Origin of the sequence: Paenibacillus plantiphilus, from assembly GCF_927798095.1 — a bacterium.
GTDB lineage: Bacteria > Bacillota > Bacilli > Paenibacillales > Paenibacillaceae > Paenibacillus_Z > Paenibacillus_Z plantiphilus.
Genome location: NZ_CAKMMF010000002.1, coordinates 177,602 through 191,822, shown reverse-complemented (window position 1 = coordinate 191,822; position 14,221 = coordinate 177,602). Strand labels below are relative to the sequence as shown.

The 14,221-nt window shown below is 53.0% G+C and carries 13 protein-coding genes and 1 riboswitch; all 13 genes read left to right on the top strand.

The genetic code is table 11. The features are described from left to right. Window positions 1–37: 37 nt before the first annotated feature. The 13 genes from ychF (at window position 38) to L6H65_RS02215 (ending at window position 14,138) form a co-directional block, all read left to right on the top strand. Entirely contained in the window at window positions 38–1,138 is a 1,101-nt protein-coding gene (gene ychF / locus L6H65_RS02275; RefSeq protein ID WP_236338714.1) for a redox-regulated ATPase YchF, read from the top strand. A 566-nt stretch (window positions 1,139–1,704) separates the two neighbouring features. Beyond that, window positions 1,705–2,778 (top strand): peptide chain release factor 1, encoded by a 1,074-nt coding sequence (prfA, locus tag L6H65_RS02270; protein WP_236338712.1) that lies wholly within the window; start codon window positions 1,705–1,707, stop codon window positions 2,776–2,778. Between the two features lie 55 nt (window positions 2,779–2,833). Continuing rightward, window positions 2,834–4,006, top strand: a complete 1,173-nt coding sequence (locus L6H65_RS02265; protein WP_236338710.1) for a N5-glutamine methyltransferase family protein — start codon at window positions 2,834–2,836, stop codon at window positions 4,004–4,006. A gap of 599 nt (window positions 4,007–4,605) precedes the next feature. Beyond that, window positions 4,606–5,328, top strand: a complete 723-nt coding sequence (gene spoIIR, locus L6H65_RS02260; RefSeq protein ID WP_236338709.1) for a stage II sporulation protein R — start codon at window positions 4,606–4,608, stop codon at window positions 5,326–5,328. 220 nt (window positions 5,329–5,548) lie between these two features. After that, complete coding sequence (locus L6H65_RS02255; RefSeq protein WP_236338707.1) at window positions 5,549–6,769, top strand: L-threonylcarbamoyladenylate synthase; 1,221 nt, start codon at window positions 5,549–5,551, stop codon at window positions 6,767–6,769. 101 nt (window positions 6,770–6,870) lie between these two features. Further along, window positions 6,871–7,431, top strand: a complete 561-nt coding sequence (locus tag L6H65_RS02250; protein ID WP_236338705.1) for a manganese efflux pump MntP — start codon at window positions 6,871–6,873, stop codon at window positions 7,429–7,431. A 61-nt stretch (window positions 7,432–7,492) separates the two neighbouring features. After that, a complete protein-coding gene (locus L6H65_RS02245) occupies window positions 7,493–8,071 on the top strand; it encodes a low molecular weight protein arginine phosphatase (RefSeq protein WP_236338703.1) in 579 nt (192 codons plus the stop codon). Window positions 8,072–8,268: 197 nt separating this feature from the next. Then, a riboswitch (ZMP/ZTP riboswitch) is annotated at window positions 8,269–8,351 on the top strand. Window positions 8,352–8,512: 161 nt separating this feature from the next. After that, a complete protein-coding gene (gene rpiB / locus L6H65_RS02240) occupies window positions 8,513–8,971 on the top strand; it encodes a ribose 5-phosphate isomerase B (protein WP_236338701.1) in 459 nt (152 codons plus the stop codon). A gap of 15 nt (window positions 8,972–8,986) precedes the next feature. Continuing rightward, on the top strand, window positions 8,987–9,583 hold the full coding sequence (locus L6H65_RS02235) for a TIGR01440 family protein (protein ID WP_236338699.1): 597 nt from the start codon (window positions 8,987–8,989) through the stop codon (window positions 9,581–9,583). Window positions 9,584–9,622: 39 nt separating this feature from the next. After that, window positions 9,623–10,870, top strand: a complete 1,248-nt coding sequence (glyA, locus tag L6H65_RS02230; RefSeq protein WP_236338697.1) for a serine hydroxymethyltransferase — start codon at window positions 9,623–9,625, stop codon at window positions 10,868–10,870. Between the two features lie 322 nt (window positions 10,871–11,192). After that, window positions 11,193–12,125 carry a YobF C-terminal domain-containing protein gene (locus L6H65_RS02225; protein ID WP_236338837.1) on the top strand — a complete coding sequence of 311 codons (933 nt, stop codon included), beginning with the start codon at window positions 11,193–11,195 and terminating at the stop codon, window positions 12,123–12,125. 22 nt (window positions 12,126–12,147) lie between these two features. Beyond that, window positions 12,148–12,969, top strand: a complete 822-nt coding sequence (locus L6H65_RS02220; RefSeq protein ID WP_236338695.1) for a GyrI-like domain-containing protein — start codon at window positions 12,148–12,150, stop codon at window positions 12,967–12,969. An 83-nt stretch (window positions 12,970–13,052) separates the two neighbouring features. After that, on the top strand, window positions 13,053–14,138 hold the full coding sequence (locus L6H65_RS02215) for a UCP032817 domain-containing protein (protein ID WP_236338693.1): 1,086 nt from the start codon (window positions 13,053–13,055) through the stop codon (window positions 14,136–14,138). The last annotated feature ends 83 nt before the right edge of the window (window positions 14,139–14,221 follow it).

Sequence of the window (14,221 nt, the reverse complement as noted above, 5' to 3'; positions counted from 1 at the left end):
TGGCGGGAGACTATTTAATTAGAGGAGTTGTATAGCTATGCCACTCTCCTGTGGTATCGTCGGATTGCCGAACGTAGGCAAATCGACTTTGTTTAATGCAATTACGCAAGCGGGTGCGGAATCCGCAAACTATCCGTTCTGTACAATTGACCCGAATGTCGGTGTAGTAGAGGTTCCCGATGAACGGCTTGATAAATTGACCGAGCTTGTAACGCCGAACAAAACGGTGCCGACAGCGTTTGAATTTATCGACATTGCCGGTATTGTGAAGGGCGCCAGCAAAGGCGAAGGTTTGGGCAACAAGTTTCTGGCCCATATCCGCGAGGTGGATGCGATCGTGCATGTTGTGCGCTGCTTCCAGGATGAGAATATTACACATGTCTCCGGTAAAGTTGACCCTATCGGAGATATCCAGACGATCAATCTGGAGCTTGTTCTGGCCGATCTTGACTCTGTCGAGAAGCGTATCGACCGCTCGCGGAAGAACTTAAAGGGCGGCGACAAGAAGTATGTGCAGGAGATTGAAGTGCTGGAGCGGATCAAGGAAGCGCTCTACGCGGATAAGCCGGCTCGCAGTTTAGAGCTTAGCGAGGATGAGCGGGTGCTCGTCCGTGACTTACATTTGCTGACGATGAAGCCTGTGCTGTATGCCGCCAACGTGAGCGAGGCGGAAGCGGCTAATTCAGACGGAAATCCTTTCGTTCAGTTGGTTCGTGAGTTCGCTGCGGAGGAAGGCGCGGAAGTGGTGCCCATCAGCGCGAAAGTGGAAGCAGAAATTTCCGAGCTGGAGGGCGAAGACAAGGATATGTTCCTTGAAGAGCTCGGGCTTGCGGAATCTGGTCTTAACCGATTGATCCGCGCTGCATACAAGCTGCTCGGTCTGTACACATATTTTACGGCGGGTGTGCAGGAGGTGCGGGCGTGGACCATTCGCAAAGGAATGAAAGCGCCGCAAGCGGCTGGAGTTATTCATACAGACTTCGAACGGGGCTTCATACGCGCCGAGGTTGTTTCCTACGATGATCTGGTCGCAGCGGGCTCGATGAATGCTGCCAAGGAGAAGGGACAACTGCGTCTTGAGGGCAAGGAATATGTCGTGAAAGACGGCGATGTTATGCATTTCCGCTTCAACGTATAGAAGCAGTTGTTGCAAGAGGACCCGGGAGACCGGGTTCTTTTGCGCGTAAAGGCGAGGCTTGGGAAGCCGAGCAGGGCAAGGACAGGGCAAGGACAGGATAAGGCAAGGCAAGACAAGACAGGGCAAGACAGGGCAAGACAGGGCAAGACAGGGCAAGACAGGGCAAGACAGGGACAGGGGGCTGTTCTTTCTTTTGCCCACTATCCCCACCGCTCAGATTGAATTGATTCGACTGCTCGACTGCTCGACTGCTCGATTGATCCGGTGCATTCTCCTGGCTGACGCATGGGTTAAGGGTGTGCCTTCTGCGACTAACTAGTTGTCGATCGCTAACTGAGCGATGGGGATAATGGGGATAAGAACGATGTAGCTGAGTGTCTCATAAGCTATTTTTCTATGGTGGGTGCATCTCGCCGGTGCTGAGCGAAGGGGATAATGGCCTTAAGAGGGCTGGGTGGTGCTTCGCTTTATTTTTCCGAAAGTCCCGTTTATGGAATGTGCTGCGTTATGTTATAATAATAGGAATGATATGATAACAAAATTAATGACTATAGAGGTGAATGACAGTGTTGGACCGTTTGCAAGCGCTCGCTGATCGGTATGATAAGTTGAGTGAGCTGTTGTGCGATCCGGATGTGGCAAGTGATCCTAAGCGGCTGCGCGATTTGTCCAAGGAACAATCGGATTTGCAGCCTGTTTATGAGGCATATACGGAATATAAGCAGGTCATTGATCAGCTTGAGGACGCCAAGGCGATGCAGGGCGAGAAGCTCGATGATGAAATGCGCGAGATGGTTAAGATGGAGATGGATGAGTTGACGAGCCGCAGGGACGAATTGGAGCAGGAGATTCACCTGCTGCTGCTTCCTAAGGACCCCAATGACGACAAGAATGTTATTGTGGAGATTCGCGGCGCGGCAGGCGGAGACGAGGCTGCATTATTCGCATCGGATCTGTATCGGATGTACATGAAGTTTGCGGATTCCCAAGGGTGGCGCATAGAGCTGATGGAAGCCAATGAAAGTGATCTGGGCGGCTTCAAAGAGGTCATCTTCATGATTACTGGCAAAGGCGCATATAGCAAAATGAAATTCGAAAGCGGTGCGCACCGTGTTCAACGTATACCGGTAACGGAGTCGGGCGGAAGGATTCATACGTCTACATCGACGGTTGCTGTTATGCCGGAGGTTGAAGAGGTTGAGATCGAAATTCTCGATAAAGATATTCGGGTAGATACTTTCTGTTCCAGCGGCGCTGGCGGACAATCGGTCAACACGACGAAATCGGCAGTACGTGTACTCCATGTACCTACGGGTATTATGGCACAATGTCAGGACGGGAAGTCGCAGAATGAGAACAAGGCGAAGGCGCTGCAGGTGCTTCGTGCGCGTATATCGGATATTCGCCGTCAAGAGGAAGAGGCGAAATATGCCGGTGAGCGCAAAAGCAAGGTCGGCACAGGCGACCGCAGTGAGCGGATTCGCACGTACAACTATCCACAAAGCCGGGTAACGGACCACCGTATCGGTTTGACGCTGCACAAGCTGGATTCTGTTATGAACGGCGATATGGAAGAGATCATCAACGCGCTGACGCTTACCGCTCAAGCGGAGCTGATGGAGCAGGAGAATTTGGCGTAAGGAGCCAGCTGCCAAGTTGAGATGAGAAGCCGTGATATAGAGAGGGGCGCTGATCATGGAGCGCATGTTGAATGGCGACGGTATTGGTGGCGACGGAAGTCCAGACCGGCAGCCGTTGACGATTGGGGAAGCCTGCGTGCAGGCTTCTTTGTTTTTGGAGGGGAGCGGGGTCGGCGAGCCGCGTGCAAATGCTGAGCGTCTGCTCATGCATTTGCTTCGGTTGGAGCGGGCGGAGCTGCTGAGGGATTGGCGGGATGAGTTTCCCGCTGATCTGGAAGCTGAGTGGGAGCGCCTGCTAGAGCGAAAGGCTGACGGGGAACCCGTGCAGTACATTACTGGCGAGCAATGGTTCTATGGCTTGCCATTTGCAGTGACGCCAGCCGTGCTTATTCCACGGCCGGAGACCGAGCTGCTCGTCGAGGCCGTAATTGCGGCCGCAGACTTGCTGTGGCCGGAAGCGGCCACAAGTGAAGGCGAGAGCCGCTGCGGACGTGTTGATGAGAGCGGCAATGATATGCGCGGTGGCGATAGCAGCGAGAGTGTCGGTGATATCGCCGAGAGTGATGGTGAGAGCGGCAATGGTATGCGCGGTGGCGATGGCGTCGAGAGAGATGGCGATGTCTTCGATGGCGGGGCGGGAGCTCGCCGCGCCCCGCTTGGCGTTTGCGTGCCGACAGTCGTTGACGTCGGCACTGGCAGTGGCGCCATTGGCGTGACGCTTGCTGTGCAGCGTCCGCTATGGCGTGTGTGCGCGTCCGATCTGTCGCCGGACGCGCTGGCAGTCGCCCGCACGAACGCCGCCAGCCATGAGGCGGCGGCTCGCATGGCGTTCGTGCAGGGCGACCTGCTCGCGCCATTCGCGGAGCGGCGCGAGTGTGGCGCAGCCGCAGCGGGTGCCGAAGGCCCCGCTGGGCTGCGCATCGATGTGCTCGTCTCCAATCCGCCGTATATTCCGGCTGGAGACATCGCTGGCTTACAGCGCGAGGTGCGCGAGCATGAGCCGCGGCTCGCGCTGGATGGTGGCGCGGATGGCCTCGCGCCATACCGAAGCATGATCGCGCAGCTGTCACAGCTTGCCGTGATGCCGCGCATTGTAGCGTTCGAGCTTGGCCTCGGGCAAGCTGAGGCCGTCGCAGAGATGCTTCGCGCCTGCGGTGTTTGGCGCGATATTCGAATCATTCGCGACTATGCAGGGATCGAACGCCATGTGCTGGCTGTAGATCTGTAGAGGCGATGATTTCCGTAGGATAATAAGGATTGACTACAGTATTTTTGCGATGCATCGTGTGTGGTTGCTGCAATAATACATTTGAATATCCATATAAAGGTAGTTATGATCGACTTTGCTGCAAAAATACAGTCGTTATTACCTGATTCGGAGAAATTGAGGCCAACTCTTGAATGTTGCTGCATTTTTGCATCAACATCATCTTAAAGGGCCTCTTTTTGTTGATTTAACTGTATTTTTGCAGCCATTCACAGGTACTGACATGCTGAATTTCGGATAAAAAAGGTGCAGGTGCTGACATGCTGAACTGCGGATAAAAAAAGTGCAGGTGCTGACGTGCTGTATAGCGGAAACAAAAGGGTGCTGCTGGCTTGCTGTGTTGCGGATACATGGACTGGTGCGGCTCTTATCAAGTGTGGAATTTAGTAGTAACGACATTTTAGTAGTAACACATTTTAGTAGTAATGACATTCTAGTAGTAGTGATATTTTAGTAGAGTCGATAGGTTTAGAGAGATGTCATGTCGGACATACTGGAAATATAGTCGTTCCGGGACGCAAGCTGGTGCACCGACGGGTGCCGCAAAGGAGCTTGTTGATATGATCCGCACTTATTCCCGTTTTCCTTATCGCTCTTCTTATGGCTACTTGTTTCTTGCACTTATTCTGCTCGTTCTGAGCTGGGAGAGTCAAAAGGCTGATGCAGCCATCGCCGGTGGCGATATTCCCCAGGAATCCATCCGCCTTCGTATTCTTGCAAACTCCGACTCTGCTTCGGATCAGGCAGTCAAGCGCCATGTTCGTGAGGCTGTAGTTGCTGAAATTAATAGCTGGATTCAATCCTCAAGTACGCAAACTATCGAGGAAGCGCGCCAGTCCATCCGTGGACATATGAAGGATATTGAAGCGGTAGTGGCCGCTCAATTGCGTGAACGCGGTTTTACATACAGCTTTAAAGCAGAGCTGGATGTCGTTGCTTTTCCGACAAAAATTTATGGGAGCAAGGTGTATCCAGCAGGCAATTATGAAGCGCTCAGAATTACACTGGGCAGTGGCGCAGGACAGAATTGGTGGTGTGTCCTGTTCCCGCCGCTATGCTTCGTTGATGCGGTTAGCGGTGAAGCATCCGCTGCTGCAAGCTCGGAAACGGACGACAACGGGGAAACACCTGCAGAGACCGCATTTGCTGATCAGGCTGCGTCTAATCCGGAAACAGCAGTGACAGAAGGGACCGCAGAAGTAGAAGAAACGCCGGAAGTTAAGTTTTTTCTCGTGGAAATCTTTGAATCGATTGGAGATTTCTTCGGCAGTTTGTTCGGATAGGCACAGGCCGCGATAAGCGGCCTTTTCTCATTTTCTCATTCTGATGCTAGGATCAGAAGCCGCTTCTCAGGCAGAATGATCTTCCGATCGTTTATGAACGGTTTATAACCGATTTTAGCGGAGCTGCCGTCATCTTTTTGTGTGAAGCTGTGGGGGCTGCGGGTATGGTATAATAAGTGGTAATTGACGTAATTCTATGATATGAAGGATTGAATGACAGATGAGCGTTACACAACTATGGAAAGTAGATGCGAATAAGCTGGATGAGGAGCATTATGATGAAGCTGCTCGTTTGCTGCGAGAGGGCGGTATTGTCGCTTTTCCGACGGAGACTGTGTATGGTCTTGGTGCAGATGCTCGCAATACGAATGCGGTAGGACGGATTTTTGCCGCCAAAGGTAGACCGTCAGACAATCCGCTAATTGTTCACATAGCTGATATTAATCAACTGGATGCGCTCATCATGCCCTATGGACCATTGGCCCATAAGCTGATGGAGCGTTTCTGGCCGGGACCGCTCACGATTGTGCTGCCGGTGAAGCCCGGAGCTGTGTCGCCGCGCGTTACCGCTGGGCTGGACACTGTAGCGGTACGCATGCCGGCACATCCAGTAGCAAGACAGCTTATCGCCGCATCGCGCTGTCCGATAGCTGCGCCTAGCGCCAATCGCTCTGGTCGGCCAAGTCCCACTACCGCAAGGCATGTGATGGATGATCTCAACGGACGAATAGATGCGGTCCTCGATGGCGGCGCAGCCGGAGTAGGTCTTGAATCGACTGTCATACAGCTTGAAGGCGATGATACGGTGAGGATTTTGCGCCCTGGAGGGGTGACCGCCGAAGAGCTGCGGCAGGTAGCCGCGAAGGTAGAGTATGACTCCACTGCTATACCTAGCGGGGGGGCGATAGGCGCTACCGACGGGGATACGATCACTGTTCCTGACGGCGATCCGATCATTGCTCCCGGCGGGAGTCAGATTGCTGCTCATAGCGAGGCCGCAAACGCTGCGGTTCTCTCATCGGCCTTGCAAAGTGGGGCGCCCGTCCAATCGGACGCAGGGCAGGCTCCGCGTTCGCCAGGGATGAAATACGCGCACTACGCCCCTCGTGGGACAATGGAGCTGGTTCAAGGACCCAATGCCGTGGACGTAGCCGGCTATATCCAAAGGGCTGTTCGTCAAGCGCACTCTCGCGGCGAACGTACTGGCGTGCTCGTATTTGCAGAGCATGCCGCCCTGTACGAGGGCGAGGAGCATATCGTTGTTCTCGGCAGCTTATTGAGGCTTGAGGAGGCCGCGCAAGGGCTTTATGCCGCGCTCCGCGACTTCGACGACCGCGATGTGCAGTCCATCTGGGCGGAGACATGCCCGGAAACGGGAATCGGCCATGCGCTCATGAATAGGCTCTCCAAAGCTGCAGGGCACCGTGTCGTCAACGTTTAAGTTACTGTGTGCGCCATGACTTTCCAGGCTCTTCAAGCCGTCATCTTTCAACCCTTGTCCGCATATGATTGTTGAGAAGTATACGTACAGGGGGAGTAAGGATGATTGAGGCGGGCATAGAGTCTGGGCAGATGCTGACGCTTTTCATCATTGCATTGGCTCTCGGGATGGATGCTTTTTCACTCGGCATCGGCATTGGACTTAGAGGGATTCTGTTCCGTGATCGCATCAAATTAAGTGCCATTATCGCGTTGTTTCATATTCTGATGCCGTTGATGGGAATGTTCACAGGCAAGTATGTAAGCTCACTGCTGGGCAATGTGACGACCGCAGCCGCTGGAGGGCTGCTGCTGCTGCTCGGCGGGCATATGATTTATAGCTCCCTTCGCGGTGGGAATGAGCTTGCTATTGACCCCCGCTCGGGTTTCGGTGTTATGCTTTTTGCGCTGAGTGTTAGTATTGATTCGTTCTCAACGGGCATCTCGCTTGGCATGTTTGCCACTGATGTGATACTGACTGTGCTGCTGATTGGATTTGTCGGCGGCCTTATGTCTATTATAGGTTTAACGATTGGAACGAGAATTAGCGCCAGTCTTGGCGAATATGGCGAGGCTTGCGGCGGTGTTATTCTGTTTACTTTTGGTCTGCTGTTTATTCTCTAACCAGAAGCCAGGTGCTTCAAGGATTTCGTATCTATGACATGATCAAAGGAGTGCGAGTGCTTTGAAACGGATCTTATTCGTATGCACAGGCAATACATGCCGTTCACCTATGGCCGAAGCGATGCTGAGAGAGATGGCAAATAAGCGGGGACTGCAGCTGGAGGTTCGTTCAGCGGGCGTTTCTACTATGGACGGCCTGCCCGTATCGACCCATGCACAGACGGTATTGCGCAATCGCAATTATCCTTGTTCAGGAAGCTCGATGGCGCTTGATGGCGGTGCAATTGGCTGGGCAGATCTCATTCTGACCATGACAACGGGACATAAGCGCAATTTGCTGCAGCGGTTCCCGCAAGCGGTGGACAAGGTGTATACGCTCGTGGAGTACGTTGCAAACGATGAATCTGCGCTTACTGATATTGCTGAGCTGGAGACGCTGTACTCGGAGTGGCAGATGAAGCAGGCTTTAGGCCAACAGCTGGATGGCAAGGAAAGAGGCCGGCTGCTGGAGCTGGAGAGGCGAATTCCGAGCTTTGATATCGCAGATCCTTTCGGAGGATCGATTCAAGTGTATGAGCGGAGCGCCAACGAAATCGAGCAGATGCTGCTGAGACTGCTGGATAAGCTGGCTGAAACATGACATCGGCGCAGCATGAGCAAACGCCTGGCTAGATCGTGATTTTGGCGCAGCATGAGCAGACGCCTGGTGGTATCCTGATCTGATTTATGCACAGCATGAATAATCGCCTGGCTGAAGCATCGCATATGCGAAGAATGAATCCGCGCGTGGTGCATTGATTTTTGATGTGGAATCCGTTATGATAGAAGCACAAATAAGGTTTCCGATGTAACTGGCGACGAAAGTGGATGAAACCACGGTGGAGCATCGGATCATACGGCCGGTCGCCTGGGCAAAGAGCAGCGTGTAGCTTACACGCGTTGCTCTTTTTTCGTCTTTTCACATGGAATCAGGTATACTAAGAGCGTTGTGATTCGACAAGTTTCTTCTTTTTACTGCGATCCTGCTATCAGGGGGGACGGAGGCGAAAGCCGCACACAAACTTTTGGGAGGGTGCACGTTATGAAAATCGCCATTGGCGCTGATCACGGGGGATACCGTCTGAAGGAAGAGCTGGTTCCGCTCATTCAGTCGCTAGGACATGAGGTTGAAGATGTAGGCTGCAGCTGCGAGCAATCGGTGGACTATCCCGATTATGCGCTTCCGGTTTGCGAGCTGGTTTCACAGGGCAAGGCTGATCGCGGGATTCTCATCTGCGGTACGGGAATTGGAATGTCGATAGCTGCCAACAAATTCACGGGCATCCGCTGTGCGCTGGTGCATGATATGTTCTCGGCTAAGGCAACGCGCGAGCATAACGATACCAATGTGCTGGCAATGGGCGAACGTGTTATTGGTCCCGGTCTAGCTCAGGAGATCGTCCGAATCTGGCTGGAGACGCCATTCTCTCAGGCCGAGCGTCATGTCGGCCGTCTGAATAAAGTGATGCAGATTGAATCGAAATACGCCTCTCACCCGTAAAGGAGCGAGATTGCGATGAATGAACACCAAATACTTAAGCTTTCAACACTTGCTATCGACGTGGAAACTATTTTGCGTGAGCTGGCGAGCGCTGCCCGTCTGCGCGAGGGGCAGCTGCTTGTTCTCGGAGTGAGCACGAGTGAAGTGCAAGGTCAGTATATCGGCACATCAGGTACTTTGGAGACCGCTGAAGCGATCTACGAAGGCATTGAGGCTGTGCGGCGCGACATCGGCTTTCATCCTGTCTTCCAATGCTGCGAGCATTTGAATCGTTCGCTGGTGATGGAGCGAGAGGTTGCGGAGCGTTATGGACTTGAGCAGGTGTCGGCTATTCCGATGCCCAGAGCCGGAGGATCAATGGCCGCTTTCGCTTACCGCCAGCTGACTGATGCTTGCTTGACGGAAACGGTGCAGGCTCATGCCGGTATCGACATTGGCGATACCTTCATCGGCATGCATCTCCGTCGCGTGGCAGTGCCGGTACGGCCGTCCATTCGAACCATTGGCTTCGCCCATGCAACGATGGCTTATGCGCGTCCCAAGCTTATCGGCGGGAGCCGTGCTGTCTATACGGATGAGGACAATGCCAGAAGCAGCAATACGTGTGATTAGCCGTGTTTTGTTATTTATATAAAGGGAGGATATTGAACAATGGAAAATTTACGTAAGCAAGACCCTGAATTGGTGAAAGCGCTCGGCCTTGAGCTGCAGCGCCAACGCGACAATATCGAGCTTATCGCATCGGAGAATATTGTTTCGGAAGCAGTGCTTGAAGCAATGGGCACTGTACTGACGAACAAATATGCGGAAGGCTATCCGGGCAAACGCTACTATGGCGGTTGTGAGCATGTAGACATTGCTGAGGATATCGCTCGCAATCGTGCGAAGGAGCTGTTCGGTGCCGAGCACGTTAACGTTCAGCCGCATTCCGGCGCACAAGCGAACATGGCTGTCTATCTGGCGGCGCTTCAGCCTGGCGATACGGTTCTTGGTATGAACCTTGCACATGGCGGACACTTGACGCACGGCAGCCCGGTCAATGCTTCCGGCTTGCTCTATAATTTTGTTGCTTATGGCGTAAACGAAGAGACGTTCACGATTGATTATGAGGAAGTTCGCAAGCTGGCTTTCAAGCATCGCCCGCGCATGATCGTTGCTGGCGCATCCGCTTACCCGCGCATCATTGATTTCGAGAAGATGGGTCAAATCGCAAATGACGTAGGCGCATTGTTCTTCGTCGATATGGCGCATATTGCTGGATTGGTCGCCGCTGGTCTTCACCCAAGCCCAGTGCCGCATGCACACTTCGTAACGACTACGACGCACAAAACGCTTCGCGGACCTCGCGGCGGTATGATTATGTGCCGCAAGCCGTGGGCAGCAGCTATCGATAAAGCTGTATTCCCAGGCTCCCAGGGCGGACCGCTTATGCATATTATTGCAGCGAAAGCTGTAGCATTCGGCGAAGCGCTTGATCCTTCTTTCAAAGAATATGGCAAAAGCGTTGTCAACAATGCAAAAGCATTGTCAGAAGCACTTATTGGACATGGTCTGAACCTTGTATCCGGAGGTACGGACAACCACTTGATGCTGATCGACCTTCGCAACCTGAACATTACAGGTAAAGAAGCGGAGCATGTGCTTGATTCCGTGCAAATTACGGTCAATAAAAACGCGATTCCATTCGATCCGACAAGTCCGTTCGTAACTAGCGGTATCCGTATCGGTACGCCTGCGGCATCTGCGCGCGGCATGAATGAAGCGGCGATGAAGGTAATCGCAGAGGTGATCGCTATCACGCTCAAGAACCCGAAGGATGAGGCAGTGCTTGAAAAAGCGCGCGGCATGGTTCGTGATCTGACCGCTCAATTCCCGCTCTACCCTGGCCTGGCTTACTAAGCTTTGCGATTAAAAGCTGCTCCTGCCGTCTTTCATCAGACGATGCGGGAGCAGCTTTTTTTGCATGTCTTGGACGCTCTCCACTGCAAGTGGGCATATCGTTCAGAGGAGGGCGCATAGTCCTCCTAAACGCGAGTGCACGAACAGTCCGGGGATCGAGGTGTTGCGGAAGCGGATGGTTCTCGCGCAGAAATGGATGGCACAATGGAAGTGCAGCATGTATTTACGTAGGAGGTTATGTGAAGATGGCTAGCACGCTTGACCTTCCCCTTGGGGAAACGCTGTATGATTAGTTCAACCCAACAGAAAGGCTGTGAATGTGATGGTAAGTTATATTGGGAACGGAGCTTATTGTTATGCGAACTCTACTGCTATGCTGCTTGAAAGTATCGGTGAAAGGATCTCCCCATCAGTCATTGAAGTGCTGACAGGTGTCGGATTTGGCGCAGTTTGGGAGGAATCGCAGCAAGCTGCCTGGTTCAACGGTGATCACACACCGGATGCAGGAATCGATAACGCGTTGAAGCTGCTAGGTTTTACAGCAGTTGGAAGTCCGCCGCTATCAGAAGAGGATGGTGCTCCGTTGGCGGCTCTGCGAGAGGCGCTCTCGCAAGGGCCTGTCGTTATTGGGCCACTAGATATGGGGATGCTGACCTACAATCCCAATCATTCTTACCTGGGCGGTTGCGATCATTATGTTCTGGCACACCGGATGGACGATCAATTCATCTATATCCATGATCCGGGTGGCTATCCGCATGTGAAGCTGTCTCATGCCTCTTTAATTGAAGCCTGGAAGGCGGAGAACATTCAGTGGAAGCGCAGACCCTATCGGATGTGGGCGCAGCCAACGCGCATAAATCATCCGTCCTTGCAGGAAATCCGCGAGCAAGCAATGAAATATTATAGAAACTTGTACAGTAGAACGATAGAGTGGGCTGCTCGGAATGGAAGGATTGTGAATGCTGCTGCTATTCGAGTATTCGCGGATGCAGTAAGCAAAGGAGACATGACACCCGATAGTATTGGGAACATGAAGCACTTTCTGTTCCAGCTTGGGGCGCGCAGAGCAATGGACACCGCTGACTTCCTGAAGGATTTCGCACCTGCGCTGTCAGAGCTGAAAGCCCGGCAAGCGGTGGTTTTTGGCGAATGCCATACGCATGCTGCTCATGAGGACTGGTCCATGCTGTCTCAGGCGTTGAATCGTCTTGCAGCTATTGAAGAGGAGATTGTTGAAGAACTGCTGCGATGATAGAGCAGATGCGGGGTGACGAATGCTTACGGTTGGCCAACTAGCCCGGATTTTCCGGGTCTCCACGAAAACGCTGCGCCATTACGACGCGATTGGATTGTTTGCACCCGCAAAAGTTGGGGGCGACAATTTGTATCGCTATTATGCGCCCCAGCAGCTGAACGAATTAAAGCGCATTCTCTTTCTGCGATCAATGAAAGTGGGAATTGGAATTATTCGCGAGCTTAAGTGCTGCGGCGCTTTGTATGATGACGAGCGAATCAAGCGAATTCTGGAGGAGCAGGCAGAACTCATTCGCGATGAAATTGCCAGGCAGCATGCTCTGCTTCATAATGTCGAACAGATTCTAAGTGACATGGGGAGCGCGGGCAAGCTGGATAGAGAGGTGCGAATCGTCAGGCGAACGGCTTTTACAGTGGTGGGGATGGAGTGGCATAGCTCGGACAGCGGTGGCAGTATAAGCGATTTGTGGGAGCGGTTTGAATTGCGCGAGCATGAGGTCAGTCATATCGTCAATCCGGATATATCCTATGGGCTGGGCATTCCGGGGAAGGATGGATTGTTTACTTATGTCGCAGGATTTGAGGTGGGGGAAGTGGAAGTGCAAGTGCCGCATGGAATGGTTAAGGTTGAGGTGCCTGAGCAATCTTATGCGGTGTTCTCCCATCAAGGCAATGTCGAGGGGATCGTACACACTATGAGCGGGATCTACGAATGCTTGCTCCCTCAAAACGGCCTTGTACCGGTAGAGGCGATCGATTACGAACTGTATGATGCGCGTTTCCTTGGCGCAGATCATGCGGATACGGAAATTGACTTGTATATCCCCATTCACATGGAATAGTGAATATTTTACATAAAAAGGGTGTGACCCTTGCTTTTCTCATGCTATGATGGAGCTATACCAATAACAAGCAGGTGATTCGTATGGGTGTAGGCGGTGTGGCTGTACTTTTCGTATTCGTTCTTATTGTTATGATTTCGGTTGTTGTCGTTCGGTCAAGCAGCAAGAATCGCGGGTCAAGAGTCGGCGGCGGGTCATCGCCAAGGATATCGAGAATTTCGCCGTCTGTTTTTGCAAGCAAGCCTCCCGTAGCGCTAGGAGTGCCGGAGGGCCATCCCGCGCATTCGGCTGCGAAGCGGCTGGAAGCTGCGCTGTCCTCTGACTTTGAGGCGAGAGTGAAGGATCGCGTACTCAAAGCGCAGCCCCGGCTTCGTGACGATGAGTGGAACTGGTTATGGTTTGAGCTGAAACGATATTTTCTTATGTGCGCTTTGCTGCGCAATGTTCCGATGTACAGTGCGAAAGTGGATGATGTATGGCATGAGATACTCATGTTTACTTGGGAGTACGAGCAATTCGGCAAGCAATTATGCGGAAGCATGATCCATCATGCACCGCATGCGGCAGGAAGTAAGCCGAATTCCGGCGAAAGAGCATGGTTCGATTGGGTTTATGGTGAACTGTTCGAGGCTGCTGCGCCAAGCTCGCGTCTGTGGGGAGCGTTCTATCGGACGCCTCTGTCCAAGGAACGCATCGCAGAGCTGCAAGAACACAGCCGGGAAGAGCTGCTGGAGCGGCACTTCAATACTGCTGCAGCCGAGAAGTTCGAGGATCTCCGCAGCGCGATGCATTATTTGATCGAGCGGGGCTCGTCGCTGGCGAGAGCAGCGCTGGACCGTAGACCCGCCGATAGGAATTCTGCGAATGATACCGCCAATTGGGGCGACCCTGTTTATATGACAGGCATATTATCGGGTGCGTTGTTTTTTGCTTCGATGGATTCCGAGGATAAATTCATCCAGCAGATGGATGGCGCGCAAACGAAGGAGCAGCGGGATGTGACCAACAACAGCAGCTGTGGGAGCTCCCCAGCTGTATACGGCAGCGATGACAAGGGCAGCGGCAATGACGGCTCGAATAGCGGCTGCGGGGGCTCCTCTGGCGGCGACTCTTCAGGCGGAGGCTCCTCATGCGGCAGCAGCTGTGGTGGGGGCGGGTGCAGCAGCTAGGCAATGGGCAGACTGCAGACAGACATACGGGCATGCAGAAAGGCAGACATGCATTCGGATATGCAGACCATACATTTAGACAT

Coding starts and splice junctions, on each gene's coding strand:
- L6H65_RS02255 (WP_236338707.1), top strand. CDS start 5,549: ATGAGCGTTACACAACTATGGAAAGTAGATGCGAATAAGCTGGATGAG.
- L6H65_RS02220 (WP_236338695.1), top strand. CDS start 12,148: ATGCTTACGGTTGGCCAACTAGCCCGGATTTTCCGGGTCTCCACGAAA.
- glyA (WP_236338697.1), top strand. CDS start 9,623: ATGGAAAATTTACGTAAGCAAGACCCTGAATTGGTGAAAGCGCTCGGC.
- L6H65_RS02250 (WP_236338705.1), top strand. CDS start 6,871: ATGATTGAGGCGGGCATAGAGTCTGGGCAGATGCTGACGCTTTTCATC.
- L6H65_RS02265 (WP_236338710.1), top strand. CDS start 2,834: ATGGAGCGCATGTTGAATGGCGACGGTATTGGTGGCGACGGAAGTCCA.
- L6H65_RS02215 (WP_236338693.1), top strand. CDS start 13,053: ATGGGTGTAGGCGGTGTGGCTGTACTTTTCGTATTCGTTCTTATTGTT.
- L6H65_RS02235 (WP_236338699.1), top strand. CDS start 8,987: ATGAATGAACACCAAATACTTAAGCTTTCAACACTTGCTATCGACGTG.
- spoIIR (WP_236338709.1), top strand. CDS start 4,606: ATGATCCGCACTTATTCCCGTTTTCCTTATCGCTCTTCTTATGGCTAC.
- L6H65_RS02225 (WP_236338837.1), top strand. CDS start 11,193: ATGGTAAGTTATATTGGGAACGGAGCTTATTGTTATGCGAACTCTACT.
- ychF (WP_236338714.1), top strand. CDS start 38: ATGCCACTCTCCTGTGGTATCGTCGGATTGCCGAACGTAGGCAAATCG.
- rpiB (WP_236338701.1), top strand. CDS start 8,513: ATGAAAATCGCCATTGGCGCTGATCACGGGGGATACCGTCTGAAGGAA.